The organism is Winogradskyella haliclonae (genome assembly GCF_014635865.1).
In the GTDB taxonomy this organism is placed as follows: Bacteria; Bacteroidota; Bacteroidia; order Flavobacteriales; family Flavobacteriaceae; genus Winogradskyella; species Winogradskyella haliclonae.
Map to the genome: position 1 here is coordinate 1,047,425 of NZ_BMDQ01000001.1, position 25,073 is coordinate 1,072,497.

At 34.3% G+C, this 25,073-nt stretch carries 17 protein-coding genes; 13 read left to right on the forward strand and 4 right to left on the reverse strand.

Features of this window, described 5'->3' with window-relative positions:
- The 10 genes from IEV10_RS04670 to IEV10_RS04715 all read left to right on the forward strand — a co-directional run bounded on the left by IEV10_RS04670 (position 1) and on the right by IEV10_RS04715 (position 17,178).
- Positions 1-1,452: a glycosyl hydrolase family 16 gene (locus IEV10_RS04670; RefSeq protein ID WP_188373523.1), complete on the forward strand. Its 1,452-nt coding sequence runs from the start codon at positions 1-3 to the stop codon at positions 1,450-1,452.
- 13 nt (positions 1,453-1,465) lie between these two features.
- Positions 1,466-2,314 carry a glycoside hydrolase family 16 protein gene (locus IEV10_RS04675; protein WP_188373524.1) on the forward strand — a complete coding sequence of 283 codons (849 nt, stop codon included), beginning with the start codon at positions 1,466-1,468 and terminating at the stop codon, positions 2,312-2,314.
- A 24-nt stretch (positions 2,315-2,338) separates the two neighbouring features.
- Positions 2,339-5,128: a PKD domain-containing protein gene (locus tag IEV10_RS14385; RefSeq protein WP_262890100.1), complete on the forward strand. Its 2,790-nt coding sequence runs from the start codon at positions 2,339-2,341 to the stop codon at positions 5,126-5,128.
- A 96-nt stretch (positions 5,129-5,224) separates the two neighbouring features.
- Positions 5,225-8,683, forward strand: a complete 3,459-nt coding sequence (locus tag IEV10_RS04685) for a 1,3-beta-D-glucan phosphorylase, GH149 family (protein WP_188373526.1) — start codon at positions 5,225-5,227, stop codon at positions 8,681-8,683.
- Between the two features lie 7 nt (positions 8,684-8,690).
- Positions 8,691-9,983: a glycosyl hydrolase family 17 protein gene (locus IEV10_RS04690; protein ID WP_188373527.1), complete on the forward strand. Its 1,293-nt coding sequence runs from the start codon at positions 8,691-8,693 to the stop codon at positions 9,981-9,983.
- Positions 9,984-10,050: 67 nt separating this feature from the next.
- Complete coding sequence (locus IEV10_RS04695) at positions 10,051-11,499, forward strand: glycoside hydrolase family 30 protein (RefSeq protein WP_229719591.1); 1,449 nt, start codon at positions 10,051-10,053, stop codon at positions 11,497-11,499.
- 11 nt (positions 11,500-11,510) lie between these two features.
- On the forward strand, positions 11,511-13,058 hold the full coding sequence (locus IEV10_RS04700; protein ID WP_188373529.1) for an MFS transporter: 1,548 nt from the start codon (positions 11,511-11,513) through the stop codon (positions 13,056-13,058).
- Positions 13,059-13,081: 23 nt separating this feature from the next.
- Positions 13,082-13,993, forward strand: coding sequence for a glycoside hydrolase family 17 protein (locus IEV10_RS04705; RefSeq protein WP_188373530.1), 912 nt, complete (start codon positions 13,082-13,084; stop codon positions 13,991-13,993).
- Positions 13,994-14,274: 281 nt separating this feature from the next.
- The gene (locus IEV10_RS04710) at positions 14,275-16,104 is read left to right on the forward strand and encodes a T9SS type A sorting domain-containing protein (RefSeq protein ID WP_188373531.1); all 1,830 of its coding nucleotides are present in this window, start codon (positions 14,275-14,277) and stop codon (positions 16,102-16,104) included.
- Positions 16,105-16,173: 69 nt separating this feature from the next.
- The gene (locus tag IEV10_RS04715) at positions 16,174-17,178 is read left to right on the forward strand and encodes a LacI family DNA-binding transcriptional regulator (RefSeq protein ID WP_188373532.1); all 1,005 of its coding nucleotides are present in this window, start codon (positions 16,174-16,176) and stop codon (positions 17,176-17,178) included.
- 1 nt (position 17,179) lies between these two features.
- Here the strand turns inward: IEV10_RS04715 and IEV10_RS04720 are convergent, their stop codons facing one another.
- The gene (locus IEV10_RS04720; protein WP_188373533.1) at positions 17,180-18,418 is read right to left on the reverse strand and encodes a 3-deoxy-D-manno-octulosonic acid transferase; all 1,239 of its coding nucleotides are present in this window, start codon (positions 18,416-18,418) and stop codon (positions 17,180-17,182) included.
- Positions 18,419-18,529: 111 nt separating this feature from the next.
- Between IEV10_RS04720 and IEV10_RS04725 the strand changes: the two genes are divergently transcribed.
- Genes IEV10_RS04725 through IEV10_RS04735 form a run of 3 tightly spaced genes read left to right on the forward strand, consistent with a single transcriptional unit; the run spans position 18,530 to position 21,967 of the window.
- On the forward strand, positions 18,530-19,660 hold the full coding sequence (locus tag IEV10_RS04725; RefSeq protein WP_188373534.1) for a DegT/DnrJ/EryC1/StrS family aminotransferase: 1,131 nt from the start codon (positions 18,530-18,532) through the stop codon (positions 19,658-19,660).
- A gap of 8 nt (positions 19,661-19,668) precedes the next feature.
- Positions 19,669-20,688: a UDP-glucose 4-epimerase GalE gene (galE, locus tag IEV10_RS04730; RefSeq protein ID WP_188373535.1), complete on the forward strand. Its 1,020-nt coding sequence runs from the start codon at positions 19,669-19,671 to the stop codon at positions 20,686-20,688.
- A 7-nt stretch (positions 20,689-20,695) separates the two neighbouring features.
- Complete coding sequence (locus IEV10_RS04735; RefSeq protein ID WP_188373536.1) at positions 20,696-21,967, forward strand: metal-dependent hydrolase family protein; 1,272 nt, start codon at positions 20,696-20,698, stop codon at positions 21,965-21,967.
- A gap of 35 nt (positions 21,968-22,002) precedes the next feature.
- Here IEV10_RS04735 and lspA read toward each other — a convergent pair whose 3' ends face one another.
- The 3 genes from lspA to IEV10_RS04750 are packed head-to-tail and all read right to left on the reverse strand — an operon-like array spanning position 22,003 to position 25,018.
- The gene (gene lspA, locus IEV10_RS04740) at positions 22,003-22,506 is read right to left on the reverse strand and encodes a signal peptidase II (RefSeq protein ID WP_229719592.1); all 504 of its coding nucleotides are present in this window, start codon (positions 22,504-22,506) and stop codon (positions 22,003-22,005) included.
- 13 nt (positions 22,507-22,519) lie between these two features.
- A complete protein-coding gene (gene fabD / locus IEV10_RS04745; RefSeq protein ID WP_188373538.1) occupies positions 22,520-23,413 on the reverse strand; it encodes an ACP S-malonyltransferase in 894 nt (297 codons plus the stop codon).
- Positions 23,414-23,464: 51 nt separating this feature from the next.
- Positions 23,465-25,018: an NAD(P)/FAD-dependent oxidoreductase gene (locus IEV10_RS04750; protein ID WP_188373539.1), complete on the reverse strand. Its 1,554-nt coding sequence runs from the start codon at positions 25,016-25,018 to the stop codon at positions 23,465-23,467.
- Positions 25,019-25,073: the final 55 nt, after the last annotated feature.

Sequence of the window (25,073 nt, forward strand, 5' to 3'; positions counted from 1 at the left end):
ATGAAAAAAATTAATAACATAAATAGAGCATTTATACTCCTAACTGTACTATCAGTTATGTTTGCTTGTGAAAGAGGATTGTCAGATGATGTTGAGTTTGCATCATTTCCAACGACTGGAGACATATTTACAGATGCACCTGTAGGTCTTACAGATGAGTTTTTTGTTTCATTTGATCCTGCTGGTGGAGCAAATCCTGAAGGTTTTGGTACTGACGATAATGAGGCTTTCGAAGGAACGTCTTCAATTAGAATAGATGTGCCTGCGCCTAATGATCCTAATGGAGGATTTATTGGAGGGATTTTTCTTGATCGCGGAGCTGGAAGAGACCTTAGTGGTTACGATGCGTTGACATTCTGGGCAAGAGCATCAACAACTGCTAATATTGGGCTGTTTGGATTTGGTACTGATTTTGGCGAAAATAAATTCAGTGTTGGTAAACTAAACACACAACTTTCGACAGATTGGCGAAAGTATACAATCCCAATTCCTGATGCTTCAAAATTAATACAAGAGAAAGGGATGTTTATATTCTCTGCTGGAGGTTTGGATATAATAGATTCAGTTCCTAACGGAAATGAAATTGGTTTTACCTTTTGGATAGATGAGCTACGATTCGAAAACCTAGGCACTGTTGCGCAACCTAGACCTAGAATTTTTAATGGACAAGACGTTATGCAGCAAGGTTTTACCGATACTTCGGTAACTGTTGTAGGATTAAGTCAAACATTCAATCTAGAAGATGGTAGTAATACTACAGTAGAACCTGCAGCTTCTTATTTTGATTTTAAATCCTCGAACCTAGATGTAGCTATTGTTAATGAATTAGGAGAAGTGTCTATAATAGGTGAAGGTACAGCAATAATTACTGCCCAACTTGCAGGAGTTCTTGCAGAAGGGTCTTTAACTTTAGAAGTTGGAGGTAGTTTTGATGCAGCAGACACGCCACCAGTTCGTGATCCTGCTGATGTTATATCAATTTTTAGTGATGCTTATACAAATGTTGATAATTTAAACTTTGCAGTATTTAATGACTCGGATGTTCAAATTGAAACACAAAATTTAGGTGGCGATAATATAGTCAACTATAATAATCTAACCTTTGTTGGTCTTGGTTGGGATGGTACAGAAAATGTATCCGCTATGGAATTTCTGCACATAGATGTTCAAGTTACAAGTTCTATGAGTCCTAATCTTACTATCGAATTGATAGATTTTGGAGCAGACAATGCTGACGGTGGGGGTGATGATACAGGAGGTGGTTTTTCTGTGCCTGCTTCGCAGTTAGTCGAAGGAACATGGGTTGGTATAGATATACCTGTAAACGGCTTTACTCTAGGAACAGGCGGTGGATTTTTTGGTTCTCCTAATCTAAATAACATATCAAGAGTTGTCTTAGTATCAAACGGAGGTTCTTTCGCAGTTGATAATATATACTTCTACAGAGATTAATAAATTTTAAAAGATGAAAAAGATTTTTAAAAATAGAATAGCAGCATATACTTTAGTATTTACTATGGTTTTATTAGGCTGTAATACAGACGAAACACAAACCGTAGCTACTTTCGATAACCTAGTTCTTGAGGACAACTTTGATATCGATGGCGTAATAGATACAACAATATGGAATTTTGACATCGGTGATGGTACTGCACAAGGAATTCCTGGTTGGGGTAATAACGAATTACAATATTATACCGATAGACCAGATAATGCTACTGTAGAAAATGGCTTTCTTTTGATAACTGCTAAGGAAGAAGCATTTAATGGAGCTCAGTATACATCAGCAAGATTACAGACAAAAAATAAGTTTCAGCAACAGTATGGACGCTTCGAAGCTCGTATTCGTTTGCCTTATGGTCAAGGTATGTGGCCTGCATTTTGGTTGCTAGGAGATGATAGTGATGGTTCAATTTGGCCTCAAATAGGAGAAATTGATATTATGGAAAATGTTGGAGATGAGCCAACACAAATATTTGGAACTGTTCATGGGCCAGGGTATTCTGGAGCTGAATCTGTATCAAAAAATTACACACTGGAGAACTCTAGAGTAGATACAGAATTTCATGTATATGGCATAGAATGGGGGCCTAACTATATCAATTATTACATTGATGATGTGCTCTACAATCAAATTACACCTGAAGATATTGATGAAGAAACAAATGGTCAAGGCGAATGGGTGTTTAATGATAGACCATTTTATATCATTTTAAATGTAGCAGTTGGTGGTAATTTACCAGGTCCACCAAATTCAGAAACAGAATTTCCACAAACCATGCTCGTAGATTATGTACGAGTTTACCAACAATAAAAAATCATGCAATACAATAATATTATGAAAAAAGTAACCAAAGGAATAAAATTGCTATCTGTCTTATTTTTGGCTTTAGCATATTTAGGTTGTGATGAAGATGATGCTGTCTTACCACAAATAAACGCAGAATTCACGCAAACAATTAACCAAGATACTGGTGTAGTGGCATTTATTAATACATCAACAAATGCAGATAGTTATTCTTGGGATTTTGGAGATGGAACATCTTCTACTGAAGTTAATCCAACAAAAGTATATACCTCAGGGACATATACAGTAGTAATGGAAGCCAAAAATGTTGCAGGAGCATCAGATACTTTTGAAGATACTTTTACTATTGCCATACCAGAAGAAGTAGCTTTTCCTATATCTTTTGACAATCCATTAGTTGATTATGGTGTGGAGGTATTTGGCACACCAACAGCTCCCACATTTCAAATAGTAGAAAACCCAGATGCATCTGGTGCAAACTCAACAGTGTCTAATGTTGGTGAGATTGTTAACAGTGGAGTTACTTTCGAAGGTTTCTTTTTTGAGTTAGGTGAGCCTTTAGATTTAACTACAGATAAAACAGTTAAAATCTTATTTTGGTCTACTTCTCCCGTGGATGTACTTTTAAAATTAGAGGATGGAACAGCAGCAGATATTGAGGTTACTGCAAGTCATGGAGGTACAGGTTGGGAAGAGTTGTATTTTACTTTTGATTCTGCGGCGAGCTACAATGTTGTGACATTCTTTGTTGATGGTCCAGGAACAACAGCAGGCACATTTTATATAGATGATATTACGCAAATCAATACAGCTGATATTCCTTGTACAGATACAGATTTAGAATTGCCAGTTGATTTTGATTGTGAAAGTATTGATTATGCAACTAAGATAGTAGGTAATGTAAACTTTACCGTGATAGATAACCCTGAATTGTCAGGTATCAATGATATGCCTTCAATGGTTGGTGAGATAACAAATGCTGGAGATAATTTTGAAAATGCATTCTTTAATTTTGATGTTCCTGTTGATTTTTCTACAGATAAAGGGATTAGACTAAAATTATTCTCTAATCAAGCACTTCCAATTCTATTAAAGTTTGAAGATGGTACAGAAGCAGATGTTGAAAATTTACAAATGCATACAGGAACCGGTTGGGAAGAATTAACCTTTACTATAAACTCTTCAGGGTCATATAATGATATGGTGCTTTTTGTAGCATTTAACCAAACAGATGCGGGAACATTCTATGTAGATGATATAGAACAAGTATCAGTAGTAACTGGTCCACCATGTACACCAGAAACATCAGAATCTATATTAGCAGCAGATTTAAATATTACGTTCCAATCTAATACACCTGCGTTTATAGAAGATAATACAGGATTTACTTGGATAGACAATCCAGATTTTGATAATATGGTAAATACGTCTTGTAAAGTTGGTCAAGCAGTGAGATTTAATAATTCTCCGTTTGATAATCTTCAAATAGATTTAGCAGATAAGTTAGATTTTAATGCATCAGAAGGCATTAAGATTAAAGTTTGGTCTCCAATTGCAAACACACCAGTTTTATTAAAACTTGAAGAAATAGGTAATCCTGGAAATTTTGTTGAAATAGTTCAAACAACTGGTGCTGCAAATACATGGACAGAATTGACTTATGATTTTGCACCTACAGCTACACCACAATTTGATAAAATGGTGATTTTCTTTAATTTCAATGTAGCTGACGGTAGTACTTATTTCTTTGATGATATAATGGTTTACAGTGGTGGTGGCGGTGGCCCAGCAACTTGTACGCCAGAAACATCAGAGTCTACTTCAGCATCAGATTTAAATATTACATTCCAGACAGATACACCTGCCTTAATTGGAGATAACACTGGAGTGTCATATATTGATAACCCTGATTTTGCAGGACCTGTAAATAGCTCTTGTAGAGTTGCTGAGGTTATAAGATTTAATAATTCTCCTTTTGATAATGTACAAATTGATTTAGCAGACAAACTTGATTTCAATACTTCTGAAGGTATGAGAATGAAAGTTTGGTCTCCAGTGGCAAATACCCCAGTTTTATTAAAATTAGAAGAAATTGGTAACTCTGGAAACTTTGTTGAGATTTTACAAACAACAGGAGCCGCAAATACATGGACAGAATTAACATATGATTTTGCAGCAACTGCAACGCCTCAATTTGATAAGATTGTTATTTTCTTTAACTTCAATGTGGCAGATGGTAGCACATATTATTTTGACGATTTAATGGTATATGGCACACCTGGCGGTGGTGGCGGACCTACTGGTGGAAATTGTACTACTGGAGAAGTAGCCGCAACAGCATTGCCATTAGACTTTGAAGGTTGTGAAACTTTCCCTCAAAGTTTAAATTTTGGTAGTGGATTAACTTCAGGTTTAGATGATAACCCAAATCCATCAGGTATTAATACTTCAAATTATGTACTTAGAATAGATAAACCAACGGGCTCTGAGTTCTTTGCAGGCGTTCAAAATAACTTTGCAAGCAATTTCAATTTATCAAATGCGGCTCATGAGTTTAAAATGAAAATATACTCAACAAAAGCCAACGTTACATTCCGCATGGAGGTAGCACAAGATGATCCAGGAGTTGGTAATCCGCCAGGTGCGTTTGTGACAGTTCCTAATGCAAATGAATGGACAGAAGTAACCTTCACATTTACAGCTATTCCAGCACCAACGGCATATTTTAGATTAGTTATTAAACCTGATAATGATATGGCTGACAGCCCTATTACTAATGGTGGTACATACTATATCGATGATATAGAGTTAATGGAATAACTTTAAATTAAGGTGAAAAAACAAAAAAGGCTAACTGCTATTTAATTTATGAGTTAGCCTTTTGTTATAAAAACTATTAAAAGTATAATTAAGTCAATGGGTAACCCTGTTTTACAAGAAAATATAAAAGATTTAAATCTTAATAGAGATGTAGGTTTTGAAACTGTAATTATAGACAAAGAGTCTTATTTTAAAATTTCAAATAGCGACGAGATGCGTCCTTTCTTTATGAGCATAGTTAGTGATTCTAATCACTGGATGTTTATATCAAGTAATGGAGGCGTTTCTGCTGGAAGAAAAAATAGTGAATTCTCTCTTTTTCCATATTATACAGATGATAAAATTACAGAGTCTTCTGAAATTACTGGTAGTAAGTCTATTTTTTGGATAAATGAAGAACATCTTTGGGAGCCATTTTCTATTAGGCAAGAAGGTTTATATAAAACATCTAGAAATCTTTATAAGAATATTTATGGAAACAAAATTATTTTTGAAGAAATAAACCATGATTTAGACCTTACTTACAGGTACGCGTGGAATACAAGTGATGTTTATGGTTTTGCTAAAAAATCATCGCTAGAAAACAATGGTAGCTCTAAATTAAATGTAAAAGTATTAGATGGACTTCAAAATGTTCTGCCATATGGTGTGCCATCTGATACACAAATGAGAGTTAGTAATTTAGTTGATGCATATAAGCGTAATCAATTAGAAGAGGAGTATGGCTTAGGTGTTTTTGCATTAAGTGCAATAATAGTAGATAAAGCAGAGCCAAGCGAGGCTCTAAAAGCTAATACAGTTTGGTCCAATGGATTAGATAACCCTAAATACCTAGTTTCATCTTTACAATTAGATACTTTTAGAAAAACTGGAGAAATAATACCAGAGACAGATGTTAAAGCTGAAAAAGGCGCTTATTTTATAAATGCTAGAGTAGAGTTAAATTCTAATTCTAAAAAGAAATGGATGTTGGTAGCCAACGTTAACCAAGACCATTCCGATATTGCTAATTTGATGCATCAAATAAAGTCTGATGCAACTATAGAATCTGTTATTGATGAAGATATAAAGAGAGGAACTCAGAAATTAATAAAACTTAACGCGTCTTCAGATGCATTGCAATTAACTAATGATACGCAAAGGGATACAAGGCATTTTGCAAATACATTATTTAATATCATGCGTGGCGGTATATTTGATGATAATTATACTATTGAAAAATGGGACTTCACTAACTATATCTCAAAAGCTAATAAAAAAGTATTTGCTAAGTCTACTAATGCCTTAAAAGACTTACCGAGTACATTCTCTTTGTTTCACTTAAGAGACATGGCCTATGCTAGTGATGACAAAAATTTTAGAAGACTATGTCTAGAGTACATGCCACTCAAGTTTAGTCGTAGACACGGAGACCCGAGTAGACCTTGGAACAAATTTTCAATAAATACACGTAATGAAATTGATGGGTCTAAAGTTTTAGATTATGAGGGCAATTGGCGTGATATTTTTCAGAATTGGGAAGCTTTAGCGCATGCTTTTCCTGAATTTGTAGAAAGTATGATTCATAAGTTTCTAAACGCTACAACCTTTGATGGCTATAATCCTTACCGAGTAACTAAAGATGGTTTTGATTGGGAAACCATAGAGCCAGATGACCCTTGGTCTTATATTGGATATTGGGGTGATCATCAAATAATATATTTACTCAAGTTTTTAGAATTTATAGAAGACCATAAACCAGGAAGATTAGCCAGCTTTTTTGATAAAGATTTATTTGTTTATGCCAATGTGCCATATAGAATAAAATCGTATCAAGACCTTCTTAAAAACCCGAAGGATACTATAGATTTTGATGAAAAAACAGACGAAGAAATTCATGTAAAGCGTGAGCAGCTTGGGGCAGATGGTGCTTTACTTAGAGATAAAAATTACTTTATTTATAAAGTTAATTTTGTCGAGAAAATATTAGCTACAGTACTAGCTAAAGTTTCAAATTTCATCCCCGAAGCAGGTATCTGGTTAAACACACAGCGTCCAGAATGGAACGACGCTAATAATGCGCTCGTCGGTAATGGTGTGTCAATGGTTACACTTAATTATTTGAGACGTTTTCTCAAATTTTTCAAGCATATAATTAATTCGCAATCTTTAGAGAGTTTTGAAATATCAGAAGAGTTAAAAATTTTCTTCGATAGTGTGCATTCAACTCTAGAAAATCATAAAAAGCGATTAACTAATGTGATTTCAGATAAGGATAGAAAATCTATTTTAGACGGTTTAGGAGAAGCAGGAAGCTTTTACAGAACTACTATTTATAACAAAGCCTTTTCTGGAGATAAAACATTATTAAAAAATGAAAATTTAAATAGTTTTATAGAAACTACGTTAAGATTTTTAGAGCATACTATAGACGCTAATAGGCGTTCAGATAATATGCATCATGCTTACAACCTTATTACTATTGTAAACGATAACGAAATAAAAATTTCGTATTTAGACGAAATGCTTGAAGGTCAAGTTGCAGCTTTAAGTTCAGGGTATTTAAGTTCTAATGAAGCCATTGCTGTTCTGGATAGTATGAAAAATAGCAAAATATTTCGTCCTGACCAATATAGTTATTTACTCTATCCTAATAAAGATTTACCGCGTTTTATGGAAAAGAACAATATTCCAAAAAATGCAGTTCATGACTCAAAATTGCTAACACGTTTGTTAGAAAACGGAAATCGACAAATCATTACAGAAGACATTAAAGGTGATTATCATTTTAATGGCAATTTTAATAATGCAAATAGCCTTGAAAATGCATTAAATGAGTTGGGCCTAGACTATGAAGAATCAGTGAGAGAAGAAAGTTCACAAATACTTCAAACTTATGAAGATGTGTTTAATCATAAGGCATTCACAGGTCGTTCAGGAACTTTTTATGGATATGAAGGATTAGGTTCGATATACTGGCATATGGTATCTAAATTGCAATTAGCGGTTCAAGAATGTGCGATTAAAGCTGTTCGTGATAACGAAAGTGATGAGGTTGTTGGTAGGTTACTAGAGCACTATTATGAAATTAATGAAGGTATTGGTGCACACAAACCACCACAATTATATGGTGCTTTTCCAACAGATCCATATTCTCATACGCCAGCAGGAAAAGGTGCACAACAACCAGGAATGACGGGTCAGGTAAAAGAAGACATACTAAGCCGTATAGGAGAATTAGGTGTTTTTGTTGAAAAAGGAGAATTAACATTTAACCCATGTTTACTTAGAAAAGAAGAATTTTTAGAGGCTAATAAACGATTTGATTATATGACAATACAGTCAGAATTAAAATCACTGCAACTTTCGGAAAATAGTTTAGCATTTACCTATTGTCAAATACCGGTAGTTTATAAAATATCAGAATCAAATACAATAGAGGTTTCTAAATCGGATGGCACAAAACTAATGCAAGACGGATTAAGAATAGATAAGACTATAAGCGAAAGTATATTTACAAGAAGTGGCGAAATAGAAAGTATCGTTGTAAATATTAAACCATCAATATTAAAATAGAATCAAGATGAAGATGAATTTTAACATATCAATTTGTATTGTTTTTAGTCTATTCATCATAGCTTGTAATCAAAATCGAAAAGAAGAGAAAACAATGCAGACACATAAAAAAGTGACAGCAAAAGATATATTAGGTAATCCTGACTATTTAGCCATTTCCTATGGCGGCTATAGAAAAAAGTCTAGAGATAGCCAACCTACAATACCGCAATTAAAAGAGGATATGAAATTGCTTTCGGCAATGGGCATTAAAGTTATAAGAACATATAACGTACAACCAAAATTACCGCATGCATCTAATATTCTTAGAGCGATATCGGAATTAAAATCTGAAAATCAAGATTTTGAGATGTATGTTATGCTTGGAGCATGGATAGACTGCCTTAATGCTTGGACGGATTTAGCTCCAAATCACGATATAGAAAGCCCAAATAATGCTTCCGAAATAGATAGAGCAGTTGCTTTAGCTAATCAATACCCAGAAATTGTAAAGGTCATAGCAGTTGGTAATGAAGCAATGGTAAAATGGGCAACAAGTTATTATGTGCAGCCAAATGTAATTTTAAAATGGGTTAATCACTTGCAAAACTTAAAATCTGAAGGAAAACTCCCTAAAGATTTGTGGATAACAAGCTCAGATGATTTTGCGTCTTGGGGTGGTGGAGAAGAGCAGTATCACGTTAAAGACTTAGAAGATTTAATTAAAGCTGTGGATTATATTTCAATGCACACTTATCCTTATCACAACACGCATTATAACCCGGAGTTTTGGGGAGTGCCGGAAAAACAAGAGGCTTTGTCAAAAAGAGAAAAAGTCGATTTTGCTATGGAGCGTGCCATTGAGTTTTCTAAACGACAATACGATAGTGTTACTAATTACATGAAAAGTTTAGGTGTAAATAAACCTATACATATAGGCGAAACAGGTTGGGCAACAGTATCGAATGGTTTTTATGGTGATAATGGTTCGAGAGCTACTGACGAGTATAAGCAAGGTGTTTATTATAAGCTAATGCGTAATTGGACAAACAAAGCAGGAATTTCATGCTTCTATTTTGAAGCATTTAATGAGCAATGGAAAGATGCCGGAAATCCATTAGGTTCAGAAAATCATTTTGGTCTATTTACCATAGATGGTAAAGCAAAGTATCCAATCTGGGATTTGGTAGATAAAGGTGTTTTTGATGGATTAACTAGAGATGGAAATCCTATAAAAAAGACATATGATGGAAATCAAGCTAAGTTAATAGAAAATGTCTTAGCGCCTCCTACAAAACATGAGATTATGGCGCCTCGCTAATTGAAAAATTAATCGTAATAAGATGAAATTAAAGACGTATTGTATCATTTGTGTTTTAACGTTAATAATGAGCTGTAGTAATGATAATCAATTGCATGTCTCAGTTTATGAGACTTCAGAGAGCGGTAATAGTTTAACTGAGATTTCTGAATTTAATAAATCTGAAGATAGTTTAACGGCTACCGTACGTATTGATACAACCAAGAGATTTCAAAAAATAACAGGTTTTGGAGGTGCTTTTACAGAGTCTTCAGCCTATTTGTTAAATAAGCTTAGTAAAAACAATAGAGATGAAATTTTAAAAGCTTACTTCAGTAAAGAGGGTGCTAATTATTCTTTAACAAGAACGCATATGAACTCTTGTGATTTCTCCTTATCGCAATATTCGTATTCGCCAGTAGTAGATGACATGGATTTAGAGCATTTTACTATAAAAGACGATATGGATGATTTGATTCCGATGATTAAAGATGCGATGTCTGTCTCAGAAGAGGGCTTCAAAATTTTTGCGTCACCATGGACAGCAGCTCCATGGATGAAAGACAATAACGGTTGGGTTGGTGGTAAATTATTACCTAAATATTATGATACTTGGGCATTATTTTTCTCAAAATATGTAGATGCTTACAAAGAACAAGGTATTGATATTTGGGGTTTTACTGTAGAGAACGAACCGCATGGCAATGGCAATAACTGGGAAAGTATGCATTATACGCCAGATGAAATGACCAACTTTGTCATGAATCATTTAGGTCCAAAATTAGAAGCCGATGGGCATGGCGATAAAATCATTTTAGGTTACGATCAAAATCGAGCTGGATTAAAAGAATGGGTAGATTCTATGTACAAAAACGAAGAGACTTCTAAATATTTTGATGGTACAGCGATACATTGGTACGAAAGCACTTATAAGATTTACTCTGAAGATTTGCAGTATGCTCATAACAAAGCACCAAATAAGTACTTAATAGAAACCGAAGGTTGTATAGATTCTCAAGTGCCAGTTTGGAAAGATGATGCCTGGTATTGGAGAAAAGAAGCGACAGATTGGGGTTGGGATTGGGCAAAAGAAGAAGAAAAATACTTGCACCCTAAATACGCGCCTGTAAACAGATATGCCAGAGATATTATTGGGTGTCTAAATAACTGGGTAGATGGATGGGTAGATTGGAACATGGTTTTAGATAGGCAAGGTGGACCAAATTGGTTTAAGAATTGGTGTGTAGCACCAATAATTGTTGACCCGGATAGCGATGAGGTGTATTATACCCCATTGTACTATGTTATGGCTCATTTTAGTAAATATATACGGCCTAGTGCAGAAGTGATAGGTGTTGAGAATTCTGATAAAGAACTTCAAATAACAGCAGCCCAAAATCCTGACGGAACAATTGCAGTAGTTGTTTTTAACGAAGGGAAAACGCCTAAGAATTTTAATATTTCTCTTAACGGGAAATCAAAACATATAACTATTAGTGCTCAAGCACTTCAGACAATAATGATACCAACTAACTAAACCATATAATTATGAGTACTACTAAAGTCCCTATTGGTCAAAAATCTGCTTTTGGTGCAGGTCATTTCATATTGAATATTCTACCAGGAACATTAGGTGTTTTTATTCAATTCTTTTTACTCACAGCATGGGGTGTTGATCCATTATGGGCAGGTCTTTTAGGTGGTTTACCAAGAATATTTGACTCGATTACCGACCCTATAATGGGCTTTATATCCGATAATACAAAATCACGTTGGGGAAGGCGACGCCCATACATATTTGTTGGAGCTATTATAAGTGGAATTTTATTCTTCTTAATGTGGCAAATTGACGATAATGCATCTCAGTCTTACATCATTTGGCATGTAATGATTATTCAATTGTTATTTCTTATTGGTAATACCATGTTTGCTACACCATTAGTTGGTCTAGGATATGAGATGACGTCTGATTATAATGAACGTACGCGTTTGATGGCTTTCTCAAATACTATGGGTCAAATAGCTTGGATGATTGTTCCTTGGCTATATGTTATTATACCTGACTCAAACACTTTTAATACTCAAACCGAAGGCGTGCGCACAATGGCTCTTATTGTTGGAGTCATGTGTGTGGTATTTGGAATTTTGCCTGCATTGTTTTGTAAAGGTATCGATTCTGCTAACATGGAAAATCGTAAAGAGATCACATGGAAAACCTTATCGTCAAATATGGTGGAGTTATGGCAAGGTATCTTACAAGTATCAAAAAACAAACCATTTATGAAGCTTTGCGGCGCTACTTTTTTAGTATTTAATGGTTTTCAATTAGTAGCTGCGTTTGGTGTTTTTATAATTGTGTTTTATATGTATAATGGTAGTTATGAACTAGCAGGAACATGGCCTGCATGGTTTAATACAATCAATGCTATAATAACTGCATTTATAGTAATACCTATCATTTCAAGAATGGCTAATAAATGGGGGAAGAGAAGAGCATTTATTATATCTACTATTATATCTATCATAGGTTATATTTTAAAATGGTGGGGCTTTGATAAAGAATTAAATAGTGAGTTTAACCAGACTGAACTAGGTCAAAGTTTAACTTCTGGTGTTGGTTCTCTTTTTGAATCTCTTAATCCTATGCTAGAAAGTGTAGGTATGTCTTGGTTTAGTATAGATCCAGGTAGCGAAATTCCTTGGTTAATATTCTTACCAATCCCATTATTTGCTTTTGGAATGGGCGGACTTTTTACATTGATGATGAGCATGACAGCAGATGTTTGCGATTTAGATGAATTAGAAAACGGGATGCCTCGAAAAGAAGGAACCTTCGGAGCTATTTACTGGTTAATGGTTAAGATAGGACAATCTATGGCACTTGTTCTTGGAGGAGTAATTCTTAGTATAGTTGGATTTGATCCTAATGTTACCGAACAATCCTTAGAAACTATGAATAATCTTAGGATAGCAGATATAATAGTTCCTGCAGGTACTGCAGCATTAGCTGTATGGGTAATGTGGAAATATAGCTTGAATGAAAGTAGAGCAAAAGAAATTAAAGAAGAGTTAGTTAAACGAAGAGGCGAATTATAACGATATAAAACAAAAATCAAATAATGTCTTATAGAGAAGAATCATATTATAAATCTAACTATAGTCAAATCAATACGCAAGGTATTGACTTATCAAAATATTCTTTAGAAGAATTAAAAGCTTTATGGCGCAAAACTATTCAAGATGGGATGCATGGTATTTGTTTTAGCATGTACGAAGATGGTCAAGAGCCAGGAGATGAAATCAGTATAGAGCAAGTAGAGCGACGTGTAAAGATTTTAAAACCTTATGTAGGTGCAATACGTTCTTTTTCATGTATTGAAGGCAATGAACATATCCCTGTTGTTGCAAAAAAATACGGATTAAAAACGTTGGTGGGCGCTTGGTTAAGTGATGACAAAGATGATAATGAAAAAGAGATTGAAGGATTGATTGCACTTGCTAAAGCTGGACATGTAGATGTTGCTGCTGTAGGAAATGAAGTTTTGTATAGAAATGACCTTTCCCTAGAAGAATTGCTAGGTTATATAAGACGCGTAAAAGAAGCATTATCTGGTTTAGATATTCCTGTGGGTTATGTAGATGCTTATTACGAATTCTCTCGTCATCCAGAATTGGTAGAGCATTCAGATGTAATACTAGCTAACCTTTATCCATATTGGGAAGGCTGTCCTATAGAATATGCTTTAGGTCATATGCAAGCTATGTATGGTCAGGTAGTAGATGCCGCTCAAGGAAAACCAATAATTATTACAGAAACAGGTTGGCCTAGTGAAGGTGGTGGAGAAAAAGGCGCTTTAGCTGGCTCAGAAGCAGCTATGAAGTATTTTATTGATGCTATGAATTGGACTAAAGAAAATGATATCCCAATTTTCTATTTTTCATCATTTGATGAATCATGGAAAACTGGAGACGAAGGTGATGTAGGCGCTTATTGGGGACTTTGGGATAAACATGAAAAGCTTAAGTTTTAAGCCTTTTTTTGTCCTTTCATGGATGAGGTTATTTTAGTATAACATGTTGTATGGATATGGATGCTACAACATTACCACAACATAATACTAAATAAAGACATGTCATATAATATGAAAACATAATTAAATACTATAAACTCCCAATTCTACTGTGAATTTCGCATATTACAATATTTAACATATATAATAGTCTTTGTATGTGTTGTGTTGTGTTGATTTTGAGAAATTCTCAAACATTATGTTATAATTTTAGTAATTCATTAAATTAAAACTTATCAACTATGAAAAAAATTACTTTAGCTATTTTCTTATTGTGTTTTATGTTTGGCTTTACCCAAACTCAAACAGATATTTTAGATTTACCTTTTACCTCGGATCCACCTGCATTGGATAATTGGAGGATTATTGATACTGGTTTTACAAGTGAACAATCTTTAACTTTTGATTCAACAAATGGTAACCCTGCAGGTTCATTAAGTTGTGTAGGTGTAGTAAATAATCCAGGTGACATGGGTCCAGGAAGATCATTTCAGTATCTATATGAAGACAATATGTTCAATTTTGGTAATGCAAGCACGCTCTCAATTTCTTTCGATATAAGAATTGATGTTGCTTTATCAAATACCAATTTACAATTTCAAACACAAGTTTCTAGAAATGGAGGAGGTGTTGTTGTTGTAAATAATGAAAATATCCAAAACGCAGCTATGTTAGGACAATGGACAAGGTTAACATACAATATGACACCAACGCCTGCGGATTTCGACAACAATGGAAATCTTTTGATTTTCTTCTTTAATATGGCTACAGCACCTATCGATGGTTCAGGTGGTAGTATATTAGTAGATAATGTAGTTATAACTGCTACTGAGAATGCACCAACTTGTGACGATGGTATACAAAACGGTAATGAAACTGGTGTAGATTGCGGCGGGCCTGATTGTGCGGCATGTATAGAAGCTCCAACTACTGGTGCTCCTGAGCCAACAATTGCTCAATCAGAAGTGCTATCAGTATATAGTGGAGCATATACTTCAGGTGTAACGAATCTAAATTTATATGATTTTGGGAGTAACCCTGCCGTATTTTCTGAAGTTGATTTAGATGGTAATTCTGCAGTAAGAATAGAGAATTATGGATTCTATGGAGCAAGATGGGATGCAGTTGATGTATCTTCTTATGATTTTGTTCACTTAGATTATTATGCGCAAACCGCTTCTTCTTTTCAATTTTTTGCTTTAGATGCGTCATTAGGTACTACAATATGTTGTGGAAATGCAGAAGAACCAAGATATTTTGTTGGTGGTGGTGGAGCAAATGAAGATGAGCCATTAGTACAAGGTCAATGGATTGGTGTAGATATTCCTTTGACAGCTTTTTCTAATTACGCAGCTTTAATCAATGGAACATGGGATGGAACAGATATTGTTCAATGGAAACTTGAGGGACAAGGCATCTTATATTTTGATAATGTTTATTTTTATAATCAAGTTGGTCCAGCTAATGATACATGTGGAACAGCTACTTCAATTCCACTAGATGGTACATCATTTAGTATAAGTAATATTGGAGCAACAGATTCTGGAGAAGGAGGAGTGTCATGTGGCACAGGTGTTGTTTCAGATGTTTGGTATTCTTTTGATGCCACTATCACTGAAGAGGCTTACTTCCAAACAAATGCACCAAACTTATCAGTTTATAGTGGCTCTTGTGGTGCATTAACCCAGATTGCTTGTAATCCAGGTACATCTGCTGTAACGGGATTAGTAAATGGTACAACATATTATGTAAGAGTTAATGATGATGGTACTACTAGAGTACCTGGGAACTTCACCGTTGCTGCTAACGAAAGTTCTTTTAGTACTAACAATTTTGATATTAATTCTATTAGAGTATATCCTAACCCAACAAATGATGGTTGGAATATAGAAGGTGCTAATAGTACTATTGATACTATAGAAGTTTATGATATTTTAGGTAAAAGAGTTCAGACTTTAAATCCTAATAGTCAGCAAACGACTATAGACGCTTCTGGATTAAAGACCGGTCTTTATTTGGCTAAGTTTTATTCTGGAGATGCAGTAAAAACAATAAAATTAGTTAAGAATTAATCTGTATTTTTATAAAATATAAATTAAGCCACATTAAAATTATTTAATGTGGCTTTTTAATTCATTAAAATGGTCACACTTAAAGAGCTTGCAAAATTATTAAATGTTTCAGTTTCTACGGTTTCAAAAGCTTTAAGCGATAGTAGTGAAATAGGTGAAAGCACAAAACGTAGAGTTACGGAGCTAGCAAATGAGCTTAACTATAAGCCTAATAGGATTGCTCAACAACTTAAATCTAGTAAGACTAAGGTTGTTGGCGTTGTTGTGCCAAGTCTTATGAATCCTTTTTTTGCAGAAGTTGTCCATGGTATAGAAACGACCTTAGGTAGCCATAACTATGATATGACAGTGTGTATTTCTAATGAGAGTTTAGAAAAAGAACAGCGAAGTTTTGATTTATTATCTACAGGAAGTGTTGACGGTTTTATAGTTGCAGTTGCTAGAGAAACTCAAACAAAACACAACATAAAACATTTTGAAAATGTAAGTAGAACTACACCAATAGTTATGTTTGATAGGGTTCTTAATGATGTGGCTTGTAGCAAGGTAATAGTTAATGACTATCAGTCGGTTTATGATACCACCAGATATTTTATAGAAAGAGAGAACAGAAAAAATATTCTATTAATAAGTAACATAGAAGAATTAAGTGTTGGAAAATATAGGATAGATGGTTATACAAAAGCCATTGAAGAAGCTGGATTAAAAACTAAAGTTTTAAAGTTGGGAAGAGAATTAAATCCTAGGCCATTAATCTTTGATTACTTAAAAGAGAATAAGGATTTAGATGCAATTGTATCTATTGATCACATAACAGGTATTATGGCTTTAAATAAGGCTAAATTACTTGGTAAAAACATACCAGAAGATATTTCCATTATAGGTTTTGGTTATGCAGATTCAAAATATGTATCGAGTCCAAATATTTCAGTGATAAATCAAAAAGGTTTTGAAATAGGAGAAACTTCGGCAAAATTATTATTAGAAGAACTTAACTCTAAAAGTAGGGTTAAGCATAAAACAATTATGGTAAAAAGTCAACTGAACCTTAATGATACTAGCAAAAAAGTATAAGTCACACTTTCTTAATATGGGTTAGTATTTTTTTAACAGCACCTTTATTGTCTTGGACAAACCCCAAATTAATATTTCCTTGCTCTTTCCTTAATTTTTCATCTTTTATAAAAGATGAAAGGATGTTATTTAGTTCATTGCTGTTTTTTACAACAGAAACTCCATTAAGTTGTACAAGTTTTTCTGCTTCAGGGAACTTCTTATGATTTTTTCCAATAATAATTGGTGTTCCAAAAACCGCTGGTTCTAAAATATTATGTAGTCCTGTATTTCCTGCTGCACCACCAACATAAGCTACATCTGCATAGCTATATACTTTCCCTAAATATCCAATTGTGTCTAGAATAAACACGTTATATTCAGATAAATCCTTTCCATGCATATTAGAGAAGCAAACAGTTTTTAGCTTAAGTTGTTTTGTAATAGAATCAACATAACTCGCTTTAATATTGTGAGGTGCTATGATGTATTTTACACTATCATTACTAGTGCTATTAATAAAAGGAATAAAAAGTGCGTCATCTGCTGGCCAAGAGCTACCAAAAACAATAGTGGTATTATTTTTAGTGAATTCTTCTATAAAATCAACAGTGTTGTCGGTTTTTAATTGGTTGATAACACGATCAAAACGGGTATCGCCAGAAACAGATACAGATTTATAACCAATACGTTCAATTAATTTTTTAGAATTTTCATCTTGGGTAAAGATATGCTCAAAAGAAAACAAAGCGTTTCTCATTAAATGGCCATACCATTTAAAATAAGATTGACTAGGCCTAAATGTTGCTGAAATAAGCAGTGATTTAATACCTCTCTTTTTTGCTTCTAGAATTATGTTTGGCCATACTTCATACTTTACAAATAAAATTAAATCCGGATGAATACTATCTATAAAACGTTTAGCATTTTTTGGAGTATCAAGAGGTAAATAAACAACAGCATCTGCGTTTGATGTATTTTTCTTAACCTCATAACCAGAAGGAGAAAAGAATGATACAACTATTTTGTGTGAAGGGTATTTAATCTTTAGCTCTTGCAATACTGGTAATCCTTGCTCAAATTCTCCCAAAGATGCACAGTGCATCCATATAGTTTTGTCTAATCTAGAGATATTATTACTAAGAATCTTAAAGGTACTTTTTCTTCCAGAAACACCAAGTCTAATTTTTTGATTAAAAAGAGAAAGCACTTGTAAAATAAGGCTTGTCAAATAAATTCCTATGGAATAAAATAATCTCAACGTTTTCGATTTGTGCTAAAATACATTTCTTTCAATTAAATACATTGACGACACATAACATTTTTGTAAATTCGTTGCAAGCAAAAGCGTATTATAATTAAATATTAAGTAATGAAAAAAATCCAAATGGTAGACTTAAAAAGTCAGTACCAAGATATACAAGAAGATGTTGATAATGCAGTTTTAGACGTAGTAAGTTCTACAGCTTATATTAATGGACCTGAAGTCAAAAATTTTCAATCTGAATTAGAAAAATATTTAGATGTTGATCATGTGATTCCTTGTGCAAATGGTACTGATGCATTACAGGTGGCTATGATGGCTTTGGGGTTAAAACCTGGAGATGAAGTTATAACAGCCAATTTTACTTATGTTGCTACAGCTGAAGTAATCGCATTACTTCAGTTAAAACCAGTATTAGTAGATGTTCTACCAGATACTTTTGATATTGATGTACAAGCTTTAGAGAAAGCAATTACGCCTAAAACCAAAGCAATTGTCCCTGTTCACTTGTTTGGTCAATGTGCTAATATGGAGGCTATTATGGATTTAGCTAAGAAGTATAATTTATTTGTTGTAGAAGATACGGCCCAAGCTATAGGTTCTGATTATATATTTAAAGACGGATCTCAAAAAAAGGCAGGTACAATTGGTACAATTGGGTGTACCTCTTTTTTTCCATCTAAAAATTTAGGATGCTATGGAGATGGTGGTGCAATTTTTACAAATAATGATGTTTTAGCAGCTAAACTACGTAAAATAGCAAATCATGGACAATCTGTTCAATATGTTCACGATGAAGTAGGAGTGAATTCAAGATTAGATAGTATTCAAGCAGCAATTTTAAGGATTAAATTACGACAATTGGATAGTTATAATAAGGCCAGGAATATAGCAGCAGCTAAATATTCTGAGGCTTTCAAAAATCATCCAAAAATTGTTACGCCTGTAAAAGCATCTTATTCTACTCATGTATTTCATCAATATACTTTAAAACTTATTAATTCTAATAGAGATGCTTTAAGACAGCATTTAACAGATAATAATATTCCAAGTGGTATCTATTATCCAATACCACTTCACTTGCAAAAAGCATACACAGATCCTAGATACAATTCTGGTGATTTTCCTGTAACAGAAGATTTATGCGAAACAGTTATTTCTTTACCTATGCATACAGAGTTGGATGATGAGCAAATAGACTTTATCACTAAAACGGTGTTAGACTTTATTGACGATTAATTCATAAAATGAAGGTTTTAGTCACAGGCGGACTTGGTTATATTGGCTCACATACAGTAGTAGAGTTACAGCTTGCAGGTTATGATGTTGTTATTATAGATAACCTATCAAACTCGACGACCAAAGTTTTAGAAGGTATTACTAAAATCACAGGAGTTACTCCAGAATTTCAAGAGCTAGACTTAAGATGTAAAGATAAAGTTCAATATTTTTTCGAACAGCATCAAGGCTTAGATGGTGTTGTACATTTTGCAGCTAGTAAGGCCGTTGGCGAAAGTGTTGAAAACCCTTTATTTTATTATGAAAATAACGTAGCTACCTTAATTTATGTGTTGCAAGAACTACAAAAATTAAAGCAACAGAATTTTATATTTAGCTCCTCTTGTACCGTTTATGGTGAAGCCGATAAACATCCTATTGATGAAAATTCAGCTATTAAACCAGCACAATCTCCTTATGGAAATACAAAGCAGATTGGTGAGGAAATTTTAAAAGATTCTTGCAAAATAAACTCAAACTTAAAAACAATCGCACTTAGATATTTTAATCCTATTGGTGCACATGATTCTTCAAATATTGGTGAATTACCAATAGGTATTCCTCAGAATTTGGTGCCTTATATTACGCAAACGGCCATTGGTCAGCGAGAACAATTATCTGTGTTTGGGGATGATTATCCTACGGAAGACGGTACATGTGTTAGAGATTATATTCATGTAGTAGATGTCGCTAAAGCGCATGTTGTCGCTTTAGAAAGACTAATAAATAATGAGCAAGATTCTAATTTTGATGTGTTTAATATAGGAACAGGAAAAGGGAGCTCTGTACTAGAAGTTATTTATTCTTTTGAACGTGTTTCAGGTCAAAAGTTGAATTACAAAATTGCTCATAGGCGAAAAGGAGATGTTGTTGCTGCTTTTGCTGATACTTCAAAAGCTAACAGTAAACTTGGTTGGAAAGCTAAATATACCTTAGATGATGCCATGTCTGATGCTTGGAAGTGGGAACAGAAATTAAGAACTAAATAGAATAGATATGAAAGCATTATTAAAATTGTTTGTTTTTTTATTTGCCATTAGTGCATTTGGTCAAAATACGTATTTGCATTGTGGTAAACTTGTAGATACAAAATCTGGAAAAGTTTTAAGTGAGAAGACAATCATTGTCTCAGGAAATAAAATAATAGAAGTAGTTGATGGATATCTTAAACCAGAGTCAGGCAATGTAATAGATTTAAAATCTAAAACGGTCATGCCAGGTTTAATAGATATGCATGTACATATTGAATCAGAAACTAACCCCAAAAAATACCTTCAAGCATACACATTGAACGATGCAGATGTGGCCTATAATTCTTTACATTATGCTGAAGTCACTTTAATGAATGGCTTTACAACTGTTAGAGATTTAGGTGGTTCAGGAGTAAACGTATCTTTGCGTAATGCTATAAATCAAGGAAAAGTAAAAGGGCCTAGAATATTTACAGCTGAAAAAGCATTGGCGACAACAGGTGGGCATGCAGACCCAACTAATGGTGCTAAAAAGAGTCTTATAGGTAATCCAGGACCAAAGGAAGGTGTAGTTAATGGCGTTGAAGATGCTAAAAAAGCTGTAAGACAACGTTATAAGAATGGTGCCGATTTAATAAAAATTACGGCAACAGGTGGCGTATTGAGCGTTGCCAAAAGTGGACAAAATCCGCAATTCACTATTGAAGAGATTAAAGCTATTTGCGAAACAGCTAAAGACTATGGGTTTCATGTGGCAGCCCATGCACATGGTGATGAAGGTATGCAGCGCGCTATAATAGGAGGTGTAAAAACCATTGAGCATGGCACGTTAATGAGTACTGAAACAATGGAACTCATGAAAAAACACGATGTATATCTTGTGCCTACTATTACTGCAGGTAAGTTTGTATCTGATAAAGCAAAAATTAAAGGGTATTATCCTGAAATCATAGTGCCTAAAGCTTTAGATATTGGACCTAAAATTCAAGATATGTTTGCCCGTGCATATAAAAATGGAGTAGGTATTGCATTTGGTACAGATGCTGCTGTTTTTTTTCATGGTGATAATGGGAAAGAGTTTGGTTATATGGTTGAAGCTGGTATGCCAGCTATGGAAACACTTCAAAGTGCTACAATAACCAATGCTATGATTCTAAAAATGGAAGATGAGCTGGGTCAGATTAAAGGTGGCTTTATTGCAGATATCATTGCTGTTAATGATGACCCAATCAAAAACATCTCTACAATGGAAAACGTAGTCTTTGTAATGAAAGAAGGAAAAGTGTATAAGCAGTAACGCTTAAGAATACATGTGTGATATAAAAAAGGATACTATGCGTTAGCAGTATCCTTTTTCTTCTTCATGATAAAGTTGCTAAAAATTAGCATAAACATTCCTGTTGTTACAGCGACATCGGCAATATTAAAAATACCTGTTTTAAATACGCCTCCTAAATCTATAAATAGAAAATCAGTTACTTTTCCAAAAGCAAAGCGGTCAAAAACATTAGCTAATCCACCACCAACAATACAACAAAATGCGATAAGACTTGTACGGTCTAAGTTTTTGGTTTTTGTGATGTAATAGATAACATAGCCTAAAACAAGTAAAGGCAATAGTTTTAAAAATATAAAATGAAGTGTTGGATGCATATCACTACCCATTCCTAAAAAAGCACCTTCATTATAAACATTGGTCATAATAAATTTTTGCCCAATTAATTCAATTTCTTCACGAGGGTTTTCGCTAATATTAGCTCTAACCAACACTTTAGAGATTTGGTCAATAGCAACATTAAAAATTATGATAAGCGCAATAAATAGATTTCTGTTCAAAGTCGATGGGGATTTAGGCGTTAGTTTCAAATGTAGCAGAAGCTGTTTCTGCATCACGATTAATCTTTCTTACTAAGCCTTGAAGTACTTTTCCTGGGCCAACTTCAGTAAAATGTGTAGCGCCATCAGCAATCATTTGTTGTACAGATTGTGTCCAACGTACAGGAGCGGTTAATTGAGAAATAAGATTGGCTTTAATTTCATTTTCATCTGTAATTGCAGAAGCAGTTACATTCTGATATATTGGACAGTTTGGTTTACTAAACGTTGTGTTCTCAATCGCCGCGGCTAACTCCTCACGAGCTGGCTCCATCATTGGTGAGTGGAATGCGCCACCAACAGGTAAAACTAAAGCACGTCTGGCACCTTCTTCTTTTAAAGCTTCACAGGCTTTGTTAATGGCTTCAACTTCTCCTGAAATAACTAATTGACCAGGGCAGTTGTAATTTGCTGCAACTACAACACCTTCAGTAGTGGCACATATTTTTTCTACAATATCATCATCTAAGCCTAAAACTGCCGCCATGGTACTTGGTTGAATTTCGCATGCTTTTTGCATGGCTTGCGCACGTTGAGATACTAATCTTAACCCATCTTCAAAGGTTAATGCACCAGCAGCAACTAATGCAGAAAACTCTCCTAACGAATGCCCAGCTACCATATCTGGTTTAAAGCTCTCTCCAAGTGTTTTTGCTAAAATCACAGAATGTAAGAAGATAGCTGGTTGTGTAACTTTAGTTTGTTTTAAATCTTCAGCAGAACCTTCAAACATAATGTCTGTAATAGAAAAACCAAGAATATTATTGGCTTTTTCAAAAAGCTCTTGTGCTAAAGGCGAATTTTCATAAAGGTCCAATCCCATTCCAGAGAATTGCGCACCTTGTCCAGGGAATATATATGCGTTCATTTTTTAATTTCAAATTAGTGGTGCAAAAATAGGATAAATATTCTTAATTAGTTACTTACAAGCCGCTTCTGCGCAACGTTCGCCATCCATTGCTGCAGATACAATACCACCAGCATATCCGCCACCTTCGCCACATGGGAAAAGATTAGAAACTTCAGGGTGTTCTAAAGTCTCTTTTCTGGGTATATTAACTGGTGATGATGTTCTTGATTCTACACCTATAATATTTGCTTCTTCTGTATAGAAACCATTCATTTTTTCTCCAAAAGCTTTAAAACCTTTTCTAAGTGAACCGCCAATGAGTTTAGGAAATAACGAATGTAATGGCGATGATTTTAATCCGGGTTGATACGATGTGTCATTTAAGTCTGTAGATAATTTGCCTTCAACAAAATCTGTTAAACGTTGCGCTGGTGCTGTTTGAGTCCGACCACCTGATGTAAAGGCTAGGCGTTCTAAATTCTTCTGATATTCGAGACCTTTTAAAGCACCAAATTGCTCATATTTATATAAGTCGCGTTCTGCATTTATCTCGACAACAATGCCCGAGTTGGCATATTTATTATTTCGTTTCGAAGGTGACATGCCATTAACAACAACCTCACCATTCGCCGTAGCCGCAGGAACTATAAAACCACCAGGACACATACAAAATGAATACACACCACGATGATTTACTTGTTGTACTAAGCTATAAGCTGCAGCTGGTAATAATTCATTGCGAGGCTCACCTTTACAATGGTATTGAATGCCATCAATAATGTGTTGTGGATGTTCAACTCTTACACCCATTGCAAAAGATTTGGCTTTCAATGGGATTTCTTTTTTGTCAAGCAAGTAGAATATGTCTCGAGCAGAATGCCCTGTAGCTAAAATGACTTTGTCAACGTCTAATTCTTTTTCATTTTGAAGCTGGATACTAACAATCTTACTATTCTTTATTTTAAAATCTGTAACTCTAGATTCAAAATGCACTTCGCCTCCAAACTTTAGAATAGTTTCTCTTATATTCTGAACGACTTTAGGTAATTTATTTGTGCCTATATGCGGATGCGCATCGACTAAGATTTGTTCTGTAGCACCATGAAAAACCAGATTTTCAAAAATGCGACGGACATCACCACGCTTAAGGCTTCTAGTATATAATTTGCCATCACTATAAGTGCCTGCACCACCTTCACCAAAACAATAGTTAGAATCTTCGTTAACAAAATGATTTTGGTTAATGGCTTTTAAATCGCGACGACGATCTTGTACATTTTTACCACGTTCTAACACAACAGGTTTAAAACCTAACTCAATACAACGTAATGCCGCCCACATACCAGCAGGACCAAAGCCTATAATATGTATGGGTTTTGCTTTTGATACATCTTTGTAATCAAAACTATACGCTGAGTTTTCAGGCATAGGCTCGTTGATGTATACTTCAACTTTGTAATTAAACATGATATTTTTTTTACGAGCATCTATAGACTTTCGTAAAATTTTAATACCGTGAATTTTTGATTTGTCAATGTCTAAATCGTAAGCCGCTTTATTAAGTAAACCATCAGGTTTTCCTTCTTGATGCAAATTTAAACGAAGTTGAAAGGCTTTAATCATGTGACGAAATTAGCAAATTATATATAAGAACACCCTAACTATAGTAAATAGAAAG